The organism is Methylobacterium sp. J-090, assembly GCF_022829345.1.
Classification (GTDB): Bacteria; Pseudomonadota; Alphaproteobacteria; order Rhizobiales; family Beijerinckiaceae; genus Methylobacterium.
In genome coordinates, this window is the sequence record NZ_JAKSXV010000098.1 from 79,897 (window position 1) to 96,429 (window position 16,533).

Annotated in this window: 17 protein-coding genes; 4 read left to right on the forward strand and 13 right to left on the reverse strand. The window is 69.0% G+C overall.

What is annotated here, in order from left to right:
• The 6 genes from MKK49_RS19890 to MKK49_RS19915 form a co-directional block, all read right to left on the reverse strand.
• Entirely contained in the window at positions 1 to 333 is a 333-nt protein-coding gene (locus tag MKK49_RS19890; RefSeq protein WP_244031507.1) for a hypothetical protein, read from the reverse strand.
• Positions 334 to 439: 106 nt separating this feature from the next.
• Positions 440 to 580 (reverse strand): hypothetical protein, encoded by a 141-nt coding sequence (locus MKK49_RS19895; RefSeq protein ID WP_244031508.1) that lies wholly within the window; start codon positions 578 to 580, stop codon positions 440 to 442.
• Between the two features lie 99 nt (positions 581 to 679).
• Positions 680 to 3,676, reverse strand: a complete 2,997-nt coding sequence (locus MKK49_RS19900; RefSeq protein WP_244031510.1) for a PAS domain S-box protein — start codon at positions 3,674 to 3,676, stop codon at positions 680 to 682.
• Positions 3,677 to 4,048: 372 nt separating this feature from the next.
• On the reverse strand, positions 4,049 to 4,888 hold the full coding sequence (locus MKK49_RS19905) for an HWE histidine kinase domain-containing protein (RefSeq protein WP_244031829.1): 840 nt from the start codon (positions 4,886 to 4,888) through the stop codon (positions 4,049 to 4,051).
• Positions 4,889 to 5,027: 139 nt separating this feature from the next.
• Positions 5,028 to 5,171 (reverse strand): hypothetical protein, encoded by a 144-nt coding sequence (locus MKK49_RS19910; protein WP_244031512.1) that lies wholly within the window; start codon positions 5,169 to 5,171, stop codon positions 5,028 to 5,030.
• A 71-nt stretch (positions 5,172 to 5,242) separates the two neighbouring features.
• Positions 5,243 to 5,881 carry a winged helix-turn-helix domain-containing protein gene (locus MKK49_RS19915; protein ID WP_313899191.1) on the reverse strand — a complete coding sequence of 213 codons (639 nt, stop codon included), beginning with the start codon at positions 5,879 to 5,881 and terminating at the stop codon, positions 5,243 to 5,245.
• A gap of 126 nt (positions 5,882 to 6,007) precedes the next feature.
• On the opposite strand from MKK49_RS19915, the gene MKK49_RS19920 reads away from it, so the two are divergent.
• Genes MKK49_RS19920 through MKK49_RS19930 form a run of 3 tightly spaced genes read left to right on the forward strand, consistent with a single transcriptional unit; the run spans position 6,008 to position 8,026 of the window.
• A complete protein-coding gene (locus MKK49_RS19920) occupies positions 6,008 to 6,340 on the forward strand; it encodes an NIPSNAP family protein (RefSeq protein ID WP_244031514.1) in 333 nt (110 codons plus the stop codon).
• The gene (locus tag MKK49_RS19925) at positions 6,337 to 7,314 is read left to right on the forward strand and encodes an alpha/beta hydrolase (protein ID WP_244031516.1); all 978 of its coding nucleotides are present in this window, start codon (positions 6,337 to 6,339) and stop codon (positions 7,312 to 7,314) included. Before MKK49_RS19920 ends, MKK49_RS19925 begins: the two co-directional genes overlap by 4 nt.
• A 19-nt stretch (positions 7,315 to 7,333) precedes the next feature.
• Positions 7,334 to 8,026, forward strand: a complete 693-nt coding sequence (locus MKK49_RS19930; RefSeq protein WP_244031518.1) for an antibiotic biosynthesis monooxygenase family protein — start codon at positions 7,334 to 7,336, stop codon at positions 8,024 to 8,026.
• A gap of 25 nt (positions 8,027 to 8,051) precedes the next feature.
• Here MKK49_RS19930 and MKK49_RS19935 read toward each other — a convergent pair whose 3' ends face one another.
• The 6 genes from MKK49_RS19935 to MKK49_RS19960 form a co-directional block, all read right to left on the reverse strand.
• Positions 8,052 to 8,405: an NIPSNAP family protein gene (locus MKK49_RS19935; protein ID WP_244031519.1), complete on the reverse strand. Its 354-nt coding sequence runs from the start codon at positions 8,403 to 8,405 to the stop codon at positions 8,052 to 8,054.
• A complete protein-coding gene (locus tag MKK49_RS19940) occupies positions 8,402 to 10,402 on the reverse strand; it encodes a PAS domain S-box protein (RefSeq protein WP_313899192.1) in 2,001 nt (666 codons plus the stop codon). Before MKK49_RS19940 ends, MKK49_RS19935 begins: the two co-directional genes overlap by 4 nt.
• Entirely contained in the window at positions 10,392 to 11,198 is an 807-nt protein-coding gene (locus MKK49_RS19945) for an alpha/beta fold hydrolase (RefSeq protein WP_244031520.1), read from the reverse strand. The genes MKK49_RS19940 and MKK49_RS19945 overlap by 11 nt, the downstream gene beginning before the upstream one ends.
• A 398-nt stretch (positions 11,199 to 11,596) precedes the next feature.
• Positions 11,597 to 12,418 (reverse strand): methyltransferase domain-containing protein, encoded by an 822-nt coding sequence (locus MKK49_RS19950; protein ID WP_244031521.1) that lies wholly within the window; start codon positions 12,416 to 12,418, stop codon positions 11,597 to 11,599.
• A 240-nt stretch (positions 12,419 to 12,658) separates the two neighbouring features.
• The gene (locus MKK49_RS19955) at positions 12,659 to 13,042 is read right to left on the reverse strand and encodes a VOC family protein (protein WP_244031522.1); all 384 of its coding nucleotides are present in this window, start codon (positions 13,040 to 13,042) and stop codon (positions 12,659 to 12,661) included.
• Between the two features lie 191 nt (positions 13,043 to 13,233).
• Positions 13,234 to 14,124, reverse strand: a complete 891-nt coding sequence (locus tag MKK49_RS19960; RefSeq protein WP_244031523.1) for a LysR family transcriptional regulator — start codon at positions 14,122 to 14,124, stop codon at positions 13,234 to 13,236.
• A gap of 107 nt (positions 14,125 to 14,231) precedes the next feature.
• Here MKK49_RS19960 and MKK49_RS19965 point away from each other — a divergent pair, with 107 nt between their 5' ends.
• A complete protein-coding gene (locus tag MKK49_RS19965; RefSeq protein ID WP_244031524.1) occupies positions 14,232 to 15,113 on the forward strand; it encodes an SDR family oxidoreductase in 882 nt (293 codons plus the stop codon).
• 156 nt (positions 15,114 to 15,269) lie between these two features.
• Here the strand turns inward: MKK49_RS19965 and MKK49_RS19970 are convergent, their stop codons facing one another.
• On the reverse strand, positions 15,270 to 16,526 hold the full coding sequence (locus MKK49_RS19970; RefSeq protein ID WP_244031526.1) for an amidase: 1,257 nt from the start codon (positions 16,524 to 16,526) through the stop codon (positions 15,270 to 15,272).
• Positions 16,527 to 16,533 lie beyond the last annotated feature (7 nt).

The window sequence follows — 16,533 nt, forward strand, 5'->3', positions numbered from 1 at the left end:
TCACGTCCGGCTTGCCGCGATGATCGTCCCCGCCATCGGCTGCGATCCGTACTTTGGTGGCGTGGCGATGGGCATGCGGGCCTTCGGGGTGGGTTTTCCGGACTTGCAACGCGCCATCTCGCTCCAAGGCTGCGAGGCCCGGTTTGATAATCCCGCGCGCCTGGGCCGGAAAAGCTCCACGGGCACGAAAACCCACCGCTCGACGTGGCTCGATGCGGGTTCCTGCGAGGGATCTTGAACCCGACCGGCGAAGACGTTCTGCAGTGCCGAGGCCGCCCTGTTCACGCCCTCCTCGAATTCCTTGCCGGTCGCCTCGTGGTCGTCTTCGGCCATCGCTTGCGTCGCGATCGACGGGCGGTGTCCCTGACCGTTCGAGGATGAGGTCGGTCCCGGGCATCCCCGCACCGGGACGCCGGGTCGGGCCCGGTCCATGCGCCGCTCAGGATTTCGACCTGCCACCCTTCTTGCCCAGTTCGGCCTGGGCCGAGGACGAGGTGCGGGGATTGGACTTGCCCTCATGGCTCGCCTTGGCGTTCGCCTTCTTGGCCGTCTCGCTGCCGTGGCCCTTCTTCTCGGTCATGTTCGCCTCCCTGGATCGTCGAGCCAATGCCTTGGGGCCGTACCGCGTTCCGAACGTGGGATTCGCCACGGCTGACGCCCTGGACGGCGCCATGCACGGTCAGGCCGCCGCCTCGTCGCTCGCTTCCTGCATGGAGACCAGCGACGCCTCCAGGCGGCAGGTCAGGCCGGTGGGCGCGTAGGTCGACCGGACCTCGCCGCCGACCTCGGCCGCGAAGCTGCGCTCGATCAGGCGCGATCCGAAACCGCGGCGCGTCGGTTGTGCCAGGATGGGCGGGCCACCCTGCTCGGACCAGGTCAGGCAGAAACGCGGCGCATCGCCTTCGTGAACCACATGCCACCGCAGGTCGACGATCCCGGCCTCGTTGGAGAGTGCGCCATACTTGGCCGCGTTGGTGGCGAGTTCGTGCAGCGCCAAGGCCAGCGCAAGGGCCGCCTTGGCGGAGAGGGGAACGTTGGGACCGCTCGCCCTGATGCGCGACGCCGCCTCGCCTCGGTGCACCGTCAGCGCCCCGTCCACGACGTCGGCGATGGGGGCCTGGGTCCAACTCGACTGGGTCAGGATGTCGTGCGCCCGTCCGAGGGACACCAGGCGAGCCGAGAACGCTTCGCGGGCGGCTTCCAGGTCGGCGGCGTTGCGGAAGGTCTGGCTGGCAATCGCCTGGACCATGGCGAGGGTATTCTTGACCCGATGTTGCAGTTCTCCGGTCAGGAGACGCTGGTGCTCCTCCGCCCGCTTGCGTTCGCTGATGTCGAGCATGGCGCCGATCATCCGCACGGCACGTCCCCGCTCATCCCGGAGGACGTAGCCCCGGTCGAGGATGTCGGCGAAGGAGCCGTCGGCCCGGCGGAAGCGGTACTCGTCGGTCCAGCTCGTGCCGATCCTGTCGATGACGGCGTGGATGGAGCCGTCGATGCGGGCTCGGTCGTCGGGATGGATGTGGTCGATCCACCAGTCGCCCGTCGGCTCCACCGTCTCCGACCGATGCCCGTGGGCGGCCTGGAGCGCCTCGTTCCACAGCACGTGGTTGGTGGTCAGGTCCCAGTCCCAGATCGCGTCGTTGGTGGCGCGGGCGGCGAGGCGGTACCGTTCCTCGGTCTCCCTGAGCGCCTGCTCGGCGCGCCGGTTCTCGGTGATGTCGCGCGTGGTGCCGATGAAACGCAAAGCGCGGTCACGGTCGAAGAAGGCCTGGCCCTTGGCCGCCACCCAACGCTCGGTCCCGTCCTCGATGCCCACCGTCCGGAACGCGATGTCGTATCGGCCGCCGCCCGCGGGATCGAGGGCGGCCTTCACCGCCAGGTCCACCCATTCCCGGTCTTCCGGGTGCAGTCCCGCCAGGAAGGCGTCGTAGCTCACGGGTGCGTCGGGAGGCAGACCGAACAGGGCGCGGGTGCGCGCGTCCCATTCCAGCGTGTCCGCCACGAGGTCGTAGTCGAAGATGCCCGTGCCGGTCGCATCGACGGCCAGGGACAGTTGCTCCCGGGCCTTGCGCAGATCCTCCTCGGCCTGACGGCGGTCGTGGATGTCGCTGTTGCTGCCGAGCCAGCCGATGACGTGCCCGATCCCATCGCGCCTCGGCTCGGCCCGGATCAGGAACCAGCGGAAGGCCCCGTCGTGGCGCCTGAGGCGGGCCTCGGTGTCGTACACGACCTCGTTCGTGCGGGCATGCTCCCAGACGTGCAGCAGGCCGGGCAGATCGTCCGGATGGATCGCCTCGCCCCATCCGAGCGGCAAGGCCTGTTCGGGGGTCTGGCCGGTGTAGGCGTACCAGCGGTTGTTCAGGTAGCTGAGGCTGCCGTCCGGGTTCCCGAACCAGATGATGGCCGGCGCGAGCTCCGTCAGCGCCTGGAAGCGTTCCTCGGCGACCTTGCGCTCGTGGATGTCGAGCGAGGTGCCGATCCAGCTGCGAAGAGTTCCGTCGGCGTCACGCACCGGGTGGGCCCGTGACAGGAACCAGCGGTACTCCCCGTCCGCCCGGCGCAGCGGGAACTCGACCTCGTACGGCTGGCCCCGCGACGCCGAGGAGAGCCACGCCGCACGGGTCGCATCGCGATGGTCGGGATGGATCACCCCCATCCAACTCGTCTCCCCGGTCTCGCCCGCCGGCAGGCCGGTGTAGTCGTACCAATAGGCGTTGCAGTAGGTGACCGCGCCATCCGCGCTGGCGAACCAGACCACCTGCGGACTGACCTCGACGAGGGAGCGGTAGCGCAGCTCACTCGCCTGCAGGGCGGCCCCGGCCTCGCGCTCCCCGCTGAGGTCCCGCAGGATCTTGAGGAAGCCGAGGACCTCGCCGTTCTCGGACGTGAGCGGCTTCGCTTCGCCGGACGCCCAGAAGCGGCTGCCGTCCTTGCGCACGTGCCAGCGCTCGCCCGGGGCTCGTCCGGTCCGCAGGGCGAGCCGCATCTCCTCCTGCGGAAGGCCGTCGGCGCGATCCTCCGGTGTGAAGACGACGTCGATGGGCCGACCCAGCATCTCGGCCTCGTGCCAGCCCATGATGAGTTCGGCGCCGGCGTTCCACCGGGTGACGCATCCGTCCGGGTCGGTCGCGACGATGGCGTAGTCGGTCGCGCCATCGAGGATGCGTTCGTTGAGAAGACGTTGTGCCGCGTGTTCCCGAAGCGTGCGTCGAAGCTCCATCTGGCCCATGGCCTGTCGGGCGAGGCGCATCAGACCCTTGCGCTGCCGCTCGGTCAGGTCGTGCGGCTTGGTGTCGAGCACGCAGACGGTCCCTACGGGATACCCCTCGGCGGTCTTCAGCAGGGCGCCCGCATAGAAGCGCAGACCGGGCTCGCCGGTGACGAGCGGATTGCCGACGAAGCGTTGGTCGTGGCTCGCGTCCGGGATGCAGAGGAAATCCTCCTGGAGGATCGCCTGCCGACAGAAGGAGCTCTCCAATGGCGTCTCGCGCACGCCCAGGCCGACCTCGGCCTTGAAGAACTGGCGCCCGAACCCGACGAGGTTCACCACCGCGATCGGCGTCTCGCAGAGCTCGGCGGCGGCCTCGGCGATCTCGTCGAAGTCCTGCTCGCGGGGCGTGTCCAGCAGTCGATATCGGTCGAGGGCGCGAAGGCGCTCGACCTCCTCGTCACTCATCGTGGCGTGATCCATGGAAAGCTTAGGTTTGGGTCGCTTGAATCGTTCCAATCAATGAGGATTCCGACGCTGCATGCAATCACATTCACGCTCTCATATCCCGTGCCGCACCCGAACCAGGCCATGTCCCGCCGACCGCATCGGGGCCGCGGGCCATGTCCGAGCGGCCCGGCCGACGGCACGACCGACGCTCGGCGAGGTGGATACCGTGCGCGCTCCCGTCAGCGGCGCGGCAGCGGTAGTCCGATGCTGATCCGAAGCCCGTCGGCGTCCGCCGCCACGTCCACCTCGGCGCCCGTCTGTGCCGCGAGGATGCGATTGATCAGCCGCATGCCGAACCCCTCCCGGGTGGGGAGCGACGGCGGTGGGCCGTCATGCTCGTTCCAGATTCAGGCCAGCCACCCGGCATCGGTGCGATCCTCCACCGTCCACGTCACTGAGACCCGGCCGTCCGGATGCGCCAAGGCCCCGTGACGGAGGGCGTTGGTGGTGAGCTCGTGCAACGCCATGCCGACCGGCACCGCGAGTTCGGAAGGAAGCCCTCAGGTCCGGTCCCCGAAGCGTGATGCGGTCGTTCTCGTTGTAAGGATCGAGCTCGGCCCTGAGCAGGCCCTCGAACGAGGCGACCTGAGCCTGATCCTCGGTGATGAGCGCGTGCGTCCGTGCCAGCGAGGCGATGCGACCGGTGAAGGCCCGTCCGAATTCCGGCAGCGAGACCGCCGAGCGCATCGTCGCGTTCAAGACGGCCTGGACGGTCGCAAGGGTGTTTTTCACGCGGTGATGGAGTTCCCGGACCATCATGGCCTGCCGGTCCTCGAAGGCGCGGCGGTCGGTGACGTCGCGCTGCGCCGAGACCCAGTGCGTGACCCGGCCATCTGCCTCCCTGACGGGGGTGATCAGCCACTCGACCATGTAGGTCGAGCCATCCTTGCGGTAGTTCAGTGTCTCGCCCTGGAAGGCGTCCCCGGCCTCGAGCGAGGCTCGGGCTCGGTCCAGTTCGGCGCGTTCGGTCCTCGGGCCCTGCAGGAAGCGTGGGCTTCGACCGATGATCTCGGTCAAGTGGTAGCCGGTCAGGCGCACGAAGGCGCTGTTAGCGTATTCGATGCGCGGTCCAGGCTCGTCGAGCTCCGCCGTGGTGATCAGGATGGCCGCGCCCGTCGCCTCCACGGCGGCCTTCAGCAGCCTCGGATCGATGTCTCCCGACCCACTCACAACACGCAACGCCGCCGCCTCCCTGCCCCGGACCACGGGAACGCGATGGCCCTATGTCCCGGAAGGATGCGATCCTCGATCCAGCCGACGGGGGTACAACCTGCGATGGACGACTCGGTTGCCAACGAAGGTTCCCGCATCATGTCGGGGTCGGCAAGGCCCCGTTGCCCAGGACGGCCTGGACCTCGGCGCGGTCATCGCGAAAGCGCCGGCGATGGCGCGAACGGGTCGGCGAGCGTCCGGCGGTCGAGCGCGGCATGGTGGTGCCGAGGACCCGAGCCATGCCGCGCGCGGTTCAAGTGAACGACAGACCGAAGGTCTCGGCGCGGCCACGCCGACCGTCCGCCGTGACCGTCACGGCGCGGCCGTCACGTTCCGGCGGACCCAGCCGAGTTCCTCACAGCGCCGGCATAGTGCCGCTCCCAGCACGCCAGCGAGATGAGGTCGGCGCTCGCTCCGATCGAGGCACGGACGGCAGAGAAGACGGCGACGGCGTCCCATGGGTTCGACCGCCACCCCGTATCCGGCGAGCAGGGTGCGCCCGGCCTCCGTGACCTCACCCGCCTCCTCGCCGAGGACGACGGCGCCCCTGGCGACCAGCGCGTCGGCGATGCCGACAGCGACCCGTCCAGCCAAGTGGTCGCAACAGGTGCGGGCTTCGCGCAGGGCCGGATCAATCCTCGGCGTCGCGCAGCGCGATGCTTCGACATGCTCGTCCCAATCGGCGACCACCATCATGGCTTGCAGCATGCGGGCGACGTCGGGCGACGCCAGCCGAAAGTGGTTGTGCCGACCCTGCCGGGTCATCGCGAGCAGGCCGCCGGCCACCAGCTTCGTCAGATGCCCCCTCGCGGTGGCGGGTGTCACGGCCGCCGTCCAGGCAAGCTCGGTCGCGGTCAGCGCCCGCCCGTCGATCAGGGCCGACGGGATGTTGGCGCGGCCGGGATCACCGACGAGCGCACCGATCTCGGAGAGCGGAGGACCTGACGACATCGGCCGATTCTACACCGGCCCCGACCTCGTCGCATCCCCCGACGCTTCGGCCGAAACCGAAGCGTTCGCGGCTGACAGGCCGCTGCAGCGGGTCCAGATTCCGGGCAGAGGAAATGGGAGAACGCCATGCATACCCTCTGCCTGCGTTACACCATCGACCCGAACCGGATCGAGGCCTTCCGGACCTATGTCGAGGACGAGACGCCGGTCATCCGGGACTGCGGCGGCCGCATCGTCGGCTACTACCTGCCGACCGACTTCGCCGGTCCGACGAATGTCGGCTACGGGCTGATCGAGTTCGAGACTCTCGCCCGGTACGAGCGCTACCGGGAGGTCCTCGCCGCCGACCCCACGCATCGACGCAACGTGGCCGCGCTCACCGAGAGCGGCGCGGTCCTCGCCATCGCGCGGTCGTTCATCCGGCGCCACGGGTATGCCGAAGGAGCGGCGTCGGCATGAGCGTGGGGCACCCCATGACGCTCGACACGATGGACGCCCGTGAAGAGCACCACCGGATCGAAAGTCCGCACCCGGGGCTCTCGCTGTTCCTCCGCCGGCTGGCGCCTCCCACGGGCGGCGGTCGTCCCGTCCTGTATGTGCACGGCGCGACCTTCCCGTCGGCGCTATCCGTCGCGCATCAGTTCGCGAACGGCGCGTGGCGCGATGCGCTCGTCCGGGCCGGCTTCGACGTCTGGGCGCTCGATTTCCTGGGCTTCGGCGGATCGGACCCATATCCCGGCATGAGCGAGCCGGCCGAAGACAGGGGACCGCTGCTGCTCGCCGCCGATGCGGCGATCCAGCTCGAAACCGCAATGCGGTTCGTCGCGGATCGAACGAGTGCCGAACGGGTCAGCCTCCTGGCTCATTCCTGGGGAACGGCCGTGGCGGGCCTGCTCGCCGGCCGCCATCCTGATCTCGTCGACCGCCTCGTCCTGTTCGGTCCGATCAGTCGGCGCGATCCACCGCGCTACCGGCCCAGGCCCGACGGCCCGGCCTGGCGCATCGTCACGGCGCAGGCGCAGTGGGAGCGTTTCGTCGAGGACGTCCCGGCCGGGGAGCCGCCGGTCCTGTCGCGGACCGAGTTCGACGACTGGGCGCAGCGCTACCTCGACAGCGAGCCCGGAAGCCGCAAGCGCGATCCGGCCGGCGTGAAGGTTCCGACCGGACCCTTCGTCGAGATCCTGCGCAGCTGGCACGGCGAGCTTCCCTACGACCCTGGCCTGGTCCGGGCGCCCGTCTGTCTGATCCGGGGCGAGTGGGACGGGCTCGCCACCGATGCGGATGCCCGGTGGCTGTTCGACGCCTTCACGGGGGCGGCCGAGCGGCGCGACGTGAAGATCGGACGGGGCACCCACCTGCTGCATCTGGAAGCGAACCGCGAGGCGCTCTGGCGCGAGTCCATCGCGTTCCTCGACCAACCGACCCTCCCGTAACCGAAACGGAGACGACGCCATGTTTTCCGTGATCTTCGAAGTCCACCCGGGGGAAGGCAAGACGGACGAATACCTCGCCCACGCCAGGGAGCTGAAGCCGATCCTCGAAGGCATCGACGGGTTCATCGACAACGAGCGGTTCGAGAGCCGCTCGCGCCCCGGCTGGGTGCTCTCGCACTCGACCTGGCGCGACGAGAAGTCCGTCCTGCGCTGGCGCACGCAGTTCCGGCATCACGAGATCCAGGAAAAGGGCCGGTTCGCGGTTTTCTCGGACTATCACCTGCGGGTCGGCGAGGTCACCGCCGACACCCATCCGCCGGAGGGCGTGCCCGTCCGCGAGCAGCGCTTCGACGAGACCGAGGTCGGGCGCGCGAAGCTCTGCACCATCGTGGAATTGACGCCGCAGAAGGGAAACGAACTTCCGAAGCACGAGGACGAGGTCCTGCAGGCCGTCAGGCTGGATCGCGACGCCCCGGGCCTGCACGCCGTCGAGGTCTGGGACTCGATCTACGTTCCCGGCAAGATCCTCGTCCTCGGGTCCTGGGCGGAAGCGTCCGATGCCTCGGCGTTCCGGCCATCCGAGGTGCCGGAGGCCGCGACGGTGCGCAGCCGCGCCGTTCGGGTGATCCGCGATTACGGCATGTTCGACCGGCGCGAGACGCCCCAGTACTTCCCGGACGCGCGGTCGCGAAACCGGCCGCCCCCGGCGTAGGGCCGGCGGTCCGATCTCGATCCGCTCAGCCCTCGGACAGCCCGGTTCCGGCTGGCAGGAGCGAACGCATGAAAGTCCGATCGGTCCGGATCACGCAGTCGGTCTCGTCCCGTACGTGGTCGGCCTCGACGAAACGCGGGTCCTGCCCGAACGGCGATCGAGACCGCTCATCGTCGGCAATGCGCGGGAAGCTGAAGAGCGCCAAGGCCCTGTCGCTCGCCCCCTCGGCGGGCAGGTCGTAGCCGTGATGCGTGCCGCCATGCCGATTGACCAGATCGATCCAGCGCCGACCGAATTCCTCGAATGCCTCGATCTTCCCTGGATCGATGACGTCAAGCGAGCCCCTCGCCACCCTCAGCCGATAGGGATGGCCTCTCACTCCCGTCGTCGCGGCACGACCTTGCCGAGGATACGCCCGAGCTGATCGGCCGAGTACGGCTTGTGCAGCAGCTCGAAGCCGTGCAGCCCGTCATGGGCCAACACGTGGCTGTAGCCCGAGGCCAGCAGGACCGGCAGGTCCGGCATCCGACGCTGGAGGGTCTTGGCGAGCTCGATCCCGCCCATGCCGGGCATCACCACGTCGGAGAAGACCACGTCGAACCCGCCGCCGTCCGGGCCGAGCTTATCCAACGCCTCCTCGGCATTGGCCGCCCAGGTCGTCCTGTAGCCGATATCTTCCAGGATTTGGGTCGCGAACTTGCCGACCTCGACGTTGTCCTCGACGACAAGCACGCTCTGCCCCGCGCCGGTCGGGAAGGCCTCTTCGTCGGGGGAGGTCGCCGGCTGCACGGGGGCACCCGCCACGATCTTCGGCAGGTAGAGCGTGAAGGTGGCCCCCCGGCCGAGCTCGCTTTCGACTTCGACATCGCCGCCCGATTGTTTGGCGAAGCCGAAGACCTGGCTGAGACCGAGGCCGGTTCCCTTGCCGACTTCCTTCGTGGTGAAGAACGGCTCGAAGATGCGGATGACCTGGTCCGACGCGATCCCGCTGCCGGTATCGGTGAGGGAGACGGACACGAACGGGCCGGGTGCCGCGGCATGCCCGCGGATGGGCGGCAGGTTGTCCGTAGAGGTCAGACCGAACGTCAGCGTGCCCTCGCTGTCCATGGCGTCCCGGGCGTTCACCGCCATGTTGACCAGTGCGGTCTCGAACTGGCTCACGTCGGCCTTCACGAAGCACGGCTCGTCCGGGATCTCGGTGACGATGTGGATGCGGGCGCCGGTGACGGTGTCGAGCATGTCGGCGATGCCGCGAAGCCGTTCGCCGACGTCGAACACCTCGGGTTTCAGCGCCTGGCGTCGCGCGAATGCGAGCAGCTGGCCGGTGAGCTTGGCGGCGCGGTCGACGGTGTCCGAGACCGCATCCATGTAGCGGGCTCGGCGGTCCTCGGGCAGATCCGGCCGGCGCAGGAAGTCGACGGAGGAGCGGATGATGGTCAGCAGGTTGTTGAAGTCGTGCGCCACGCCGCCGGTCAGTTGCCCAACGGCCTCCAGCTTCTGCGACTGGCGGAGCGCCTCCTCGGCCCGACCCAGTGCGGCGGCCTGCTCGTACTCGACCGTCGTATGGCGGCCCGTCGCGTAGATCTGGCCGTCCTCGAACGCGCCCGTCCAAGCGAACCGGCGATAGCTGCCGTCGGCATGTCGGAGTCGATACTCGTAGGGTTCAACCAACGGCGCCGTCATGATGCGGCCGAGGGCGGCAAACGTCGCCTCGAGGTCGTCCGCGTGGGTAAACCCGACGAAACTTTGCCCAACGAGATCGGAGGCCGCCCAGCCGAGCAAGTCTTTCCAGGCCGCGTTCACGACCAGGATCGTCCCTTCGGCATCAGCGATGACGAGGAGGTCGGGCGAGAGCCGCCAGGCCCGTTCCAAGGCGCGCGCACGGTCGGCGACCCGAGCTTCCAGGTTCAAGTTCAGATCCTGCAAGGCGCGCGTTGCCGCCTCCGCGACCCGGCGCGCCTCCAGCATCTCGCGCTCGTAGCGCCTGCGATCCGAGGCGTTGAAGACGGTGATCCGGATAAAGCGCACGCCACCCGCCTCGTCCTTGCGCACGACGGCATTGACCAGGACTGGCAGCGTCGTGCCGTCGGCGCGCACGAGGTCGAGGGCGACCTCGTTAAAGAAGCCCTGCATTCGCAGCATCGGCGCGAAGTGGGTCTCGTAGTAGACCTTGCCGGCGATGTTCAGGAGGTCGAGGAAACGGCGTCCGACGAGTTGCTCGGCCGGGTGACCCAGCCAGGTCGAGAGCGTGCGGTTGACCTTGGAGATGCGACCGTTCGGCAGGGCGGAGGCGTAGCCGCAGGGCGCGTTCTCGAACAGGTCCTCCAGGTCGTCCACGTCCGGCGCCGGAAGGGTGGCGGACGCGTCATCCACCACGCGGACCCCGAAGGAATCCGGCGATGGCCGCGATGGTTTCCTCGGGCGCGCTCAAATTCGGGCAATGGCCCGTCGCGTCGAGCAGGACGAATTCGCTGTTCGCCAAGTTGCGGTGCACGTACTCACCGACCTCCTGCGGTGCGATCACGTCCTCGGAGCTTTGGATGACGAGGCAGCGGGCTTTCACGCCTGCGAGGTCGGCTCGGTTGTCGGCGAGGAAGGTCGTGCGGGCGAAACGCCTGGCGATGTTCGGGTCCGTGCGGCAGAAGCTGTTGGTCAGTTCCTCGCCGAGTTCGGGACGGTCGGCGTTCCCCATGATCGCCGGCGCCATCGCCTGGGACCAACCCATGTGGTTCGTGTCGAGGAAGTCGAGCAACTCCTCGATCTGCGAGGCGCTGAAGCCGCCGACGTAACCGTCGTCGTCGAGATAGCGCGGCGAGGGGCAGACCAGGACGAGGCTCTCGAACAGCTCCGGGGCCTTCTTCGCGGCGAGGACGCCGATCATCGCGCTGACGGAATGCCCGACGAACACGCCGCCGGTCACCGCGAGGTCCCGGCAGAGCGCGACCACATCGTCGGCATAGCCGTCGAGCGAGGCGTACTTGCCGGCGTCGTAGGCGGCCAGGTCCGATCCGCCGGCGCCGATGTGGTCGAACAGCACCGTGCGGTAGCGGTCCTCGAAGGCCGGAGCCACGAAGCGCCACATGTTCTGGTCGCAGCCGAAACTGTGAGCGAAGACCATGGCGGTCCCGCCGGTGCCGGCCTGCCTTACGTGGTGTCGCCGAACAACCGACAAGCCAGAATTCCTTGGACGGCAACGGTCTAGAATGCGCTCCGACGAAATGGATACCGGTTCGTCGCAAGAGAGCACGATAGAACAAGGCGTTGGAGACGTGATCCGATCCCACTGGATCGGACACGGCTCTAGCATGCATCTGCCGGCAGTGCTTGCCCGATCCGTATGGTCGTAGCGTCTCGTTTGGCCGCACGGTCCGCGGTCCCCGGTAGGAGCGCACCCTTATCCACTGGCCGTCGGAAAGCGGGGCCTCTCCGTATCCGCAGAGGGTCGTGAGCGGGCGCGGCGGTGGCGTCCGCTTCCGTCCTTAGCAGTGACAGGTGACGGCACGCGCCGAGAGACGAACGGCTGGCGGCAGTTCCTGCGCGGTGCGGAGGGTCGGCAGCGCCCCGGTTCAACTACCCGCCGCGTGTGATCCGCGCCGAGACGAGAAACGCCAAGTCCCAGACGATCGTCCCGGCGGCCGCGCGATGCTCCTCCCGGAGACGGTCCGCCAGCGTGTCGAGGCCTACGGCCTCCGCGCTTGCCACACCGCGCTCGACCATGCGGGGGACCATGGCTTGGGCGAGCGTCGCCAGGAAGGACGGCTCGCCAGCCTGCAGGAGCACCCCCTCGCTGCGTGCCACCTCGATGCCATGCCCCGCCGCCCGCATGAGGTCCACCAGACGCAGCGCCAACCCCGTATCGCCGCCCTCGGCCGCGACCGTGTCCCACAACCAATCGTAGAGTCGACGATGCAGCGTCAGCGCGCCGAGCCCGGCGGGAAGTCCAGCACGCCCGTGCTCCTGGAACGCCATGATCGCCCCGGGCTTCGCGAGGGAGGCGAGACGCGCGAGCGTCGCGGCGGCGGCGGGCAGGTACATCAGGACGCGGCGCCCGACGATCGCATCGAAGCGACCCAATTCGGGCAGCGCACCGGCGAGGTCCGCCTGCCGGTAGTGAATGGGCGCGGCCTGCAGCCCTGCATCGGCTGTCCGGCCCGTCGCCATCGCCTCCGGGCTTCGGTCAATCGCGATGACCTCGCCGTCCGGTCCCACCAAGCGGGCGACGAAGCGGCTGAGGTCCCCATTTCCACAACCGACGTCAAGCACGCGCATGCCGGGGGCGAGGCCGATCTCGGCGAAGAACCGGGCGCTCGGTCCGTTTGCCGGATTGGGGGCTGCCTGCGCGACGGCAGGCGGCGAGGCGAGATCGGGCGAGGCGAGGTTAGGCGGTGACATGGGACATGGCCTCACCGGTAAGATCAAAGCGCTTCTCCGCCAAGTCGCTCGCCCCAGCCCGGCTTTGGCGAGCTCCATCGGCCTCGGCCGTGTCGCGGAACAAAGCGACACCCCCTGAACCGAGGACCAGAAGGCCCGACGAACGGCAGCCGTCGTCTGGTCGCGACGCGATGGGGTGCCGCCATCGGGCAGCGGTCTCCTGCCGGTCAGGGGCAGATGGTCGACCGGCAGGGATCGGCGTCAGTCCCCGACCTTGCAGCGTGCGCAGAGCTTGTTGCCGTCCGGGTCGCGCAGGTAGGCAAGATAGATCCGGCCCATCGGCGTCTGACGCTCGCCCGGCGGATTCTCGGCGGATGTACCCCCGTGGGTGACACCCGCCTCATGCCAAGCCTTGGCCTCGTCCGGGCTGTCCATCGCGAACCCGATCGTGCCCCCATTGGCGGCGGTCGCGGGGTCCCCGTTGATCGGCTTGGTGATGACGAACCGGCCGCCGCGGTGCGCGTAGACCAGGCGCCCCAGGGCATCGGTCTTGCCGGATTCAGCGCCCATCGCTCCGAACAGCGCGTCGTAGAACGTCTTGGACGTGGCGAGGTCGTTACTGCCGACCACCATATGGCTGAACATGTGTTTCCCTTTCGCGATCGTCCGTCCGCTGAGCTACCGCGTCCGGGGCACGGGCTGCAACCGCGGGCCATTCCGCGTCTCCGCAGGACCCCTGTGTGAGAGGGACGATCCTGTGCACGCGTCATAGGCAAAGCGAGGACGGGCCACCCGCCGACGTTGGTCGAAGCCGCATGCCTGGGGCAGGGGCGGCCTCATCCCTGGACATAGGATGCCAGCTCGTCCGGTGTCCCGTTGGGAAACGCCTGTTTCAGATGGTCGAGGAACGCCGCGACGCGCGGGCTTAGCAGACGGCGCGTTGGGTAGAGGGTCCACAGGGCGATCTCCGGCGCGTCGACGTCGCCCCAGTGGGCCAGGGCGCCCTCACGGAGATCGTGGCTCACGAGCGAAATGGGCAAGCGTCCGGCGCCGACGCCCGCGCGCACCGCGTCGCGGACCATGATGAGCGATGCGAGGCCGAGGACCGGCTCGACCGCGATCGTTGCGCGGCCGGTCGGCGTCCTGACCCGCCATGGCGCGCGGTCGCCGTCTCCCCGCACAACAGCCGGAACGGCCGTGCCTTCGGTGGGCCGGGCGAGATCGGGACTCGCCACAACTACCAAACGGTCGCGCAGGAACGCGCGGCCGACGAGGCGCTCGTCCGGGGCCGGGTTGACCCGGATCACCAGATCGAAGCCCTCCTCGATCATATCGACGGCTCGGTCTTCCGTCGTGACTTCGAGCCGGACCGCCGGGTACTTGAGGGCGAAGTTCGCCGCGAGCTTTCCCATCACGGTCTGGGAGAACAGCAAGGGTGCGCTGATCCGCAGGCGGCCCCGGGGCTCCCCGCCGCCAGATGCGATCGCCGCTGCGGTCTCCTCCAGTTCGGTGAGCAATGCGCCCGCCCGTTCGAACAGCGCCCGTCCTTCCTGCGTGAGCTTCAGGTCACGCGCGCCCCGCTCGAACAGGCGCAAGCTCAGGCGTGCTTCCAACTCGGCCACGCGACGGGACAACGTCGCCTTCGGGCGCCCGGCGGAACGGGCGGCCTTTCCGAACCCACCATGGCGGGCGACGAGGGTGAAGTCGGCGAGGGCGAGCAGATCCATGTCGTTCCACCAGTGAGACGGACCGTCCAGATGTAGCGGCTATTGGCGTGGGAATGGATCGCTCATTTTGGGGTCAGCCAAACGGCTCAACCCAAGGAGCGATCCCCATGACCATCCTCGTCACCGGTGCCACCGGCCGCGTCGGCCGCAACGTCGTCGATCAGCTCGCCAAGCGCGGCGCGCGCGTTCGTGTGCTGACCCGCGATCCCGCCAAGGCCAGCTTCCCCGAGGGCGTGGAGATCGTGAAGGGCGACCTCCTCGACCTCGACGCCCTGCGCAATGCCCTTGCCGGCATCCGCACGCTGTTCCTGCTGAATGCGGTGACGGGCGACGAGTTCACCCAGGCGATCATCACGCTGAACGTCGCGCGCGCGGCAGGTGTCGATCGGGTCGTCTACCTGTCGGTGTTCGATGCCGACCGCGCCGTCAACGTCCCGCACTTCGCGGTGAAGTTCGGGGCCGAGCGCATGCTGGAGCAGATGGGCTTCGGCGCCACGATCCTGCGCCCTAGCTACTTCATTGACAATGAGGTCATGATCAAGGACGTGATCGTGAACCACGGCGTCTACCCGATGCCGATCGGGTCCAAGGGCGTCGCCATGGTCGACGCACGCGACATCGCCGAGGTTGCGGCGATCGAGCTGATCCGCCGCGACGCGGCGCCGGGCAAGCTGCCGATCGAGACCATCAACCTCGTCGGCCCTGATACGCTCACCGGGTCGGATGCCGCCGCGATCTGGACCGACCTACTCGGCCGCCCGGTCGCCTACGGCGGCGACGACCCGAGCGCGTTCGAAGCGACCATGGCGACGTTCATGCCGAAGTGGATGGCCTACGAGATGCGCTTGATGGCCGAGCGCTACGTCAGCGACGGCATGATCCCGGAGGCGGGCGACCGCGAGCGGCTGGCCGGCATCCTCGGCCGACCGCTGCGCACCTACCGCGCCTTCGCCACCGCGCTCGTCGGCCAGGGGACGGCAGCCGCCTGAGGGTGTGCCCCCCTCGCGGTGACCGCCTGGGAGGGGCGAGGCTTCGGCCTCGCCCCAAGCGCCTGCGCTTCCGCGTCGGGCCGCAGTCCCGTCATACGAGACTGCCGAAGCGTTCGTTCTCCACGCCGTCCTCCCAACTCCGCGCGATCGTCTGCATCAGCGATACGCCTCACGCATCAACGTCTCGACGAGACGTGCAGCCATGACGGCCCGGGCATCGTCGCCGAGGCGGGCAATCACCTGCACGCCCAATGGCAGGCCCGACGCGGTGCTTCCCACCGGCACGGTCACGCAGGGAACGCCCATCAGGGTCCAGAGGCGGTTGAAGCGGGAATCACCCGTGCTGGCATAGCCTTCCGGCGCCGGGCCCGGTGCCGAGAGCGTCAGGATCACGTCGAAGTCGTGCTCCAGGAACAGGTCGGGTAGTTGCCGCCGCGCGCGGTCGGCCACCGTCAGGGACGCGTCGTAGGCGGCGGGCGTCACCGCCTGCGCGGCGTCGAGATGCGCGCCGAGAAGGGGGCCGAGATTCGCGCGGTGCGTGGTGTATTCCCAGTCAAGTGCCTGCGCGGCCTCGAAATCCTGGATCGTGCCGTGGAGCCCGAAGGCCTCGGCGAAGAGGGCCGGCAGGGCGACGTCGCGCGGGCGAGCGCCGGCGGCCTCGACGGCGTCGCGGACGCGTTCGAGGGCGGCCAGCGCCTCCGGCTCCGCCGGGGCGCAGAAATCCTGCAGGACGAAACCGATGCGTGGCATGCCCGGGTCGGTGGCGGGAAGATCGAGGCCGGGGCGCCCCGTCATCAGCGCGAGGGCGTGGGCGGCATCCGCGACGCCCGCGGTGAACAGGCCCAGGGTGTCGAGCGTCCAGGAGAAGCACTTCATGCCCACCGTCGGCAGCAATCCGAAGGAGGGCTTCAGCCCCACCACGCCGCAATAGGCGGCCGGGCGGATCACCGAGCCACCGGTCTGGGTGCCGAGGGCCAGCGGCAGCATCCCGGCCGCGATGGCGGCGGCGGAGCCCGCCGACGAACCGCCCGGCGTATGGCCGAGACCGCGCGGATTGCGCGTGCCGGTCGGGTCGAGGAAGGCGAAGGCCGTGGTGGTGGTCTTGGCCAGCGGAACGGCGCCGAGGCGCTTCAGGCGCGCCACGGCGGCCGCATCGGCGCGCGGGCGCCAGTCCGCGTAGATCGGCGAGCCCATCTGCGTCGGCAGGTCGGCGGTGTCGAGGATGTCCTTCACGCCCACGGCGATGCCAGCGAGCGGACCGTGCTCCGGTACGACCGGGTCGGGATTGCAGCAGACCAGGGCCCGGACTTCTGGCTCGCGCTCGGCGATCGCGGCCTGCGAGAGGGCGATGGCCTCATACGGCGTCAGGGTGCCGGCATCGATCTGCGTGCGCAGCGACAGGAGGGACAGCATGGGGCAG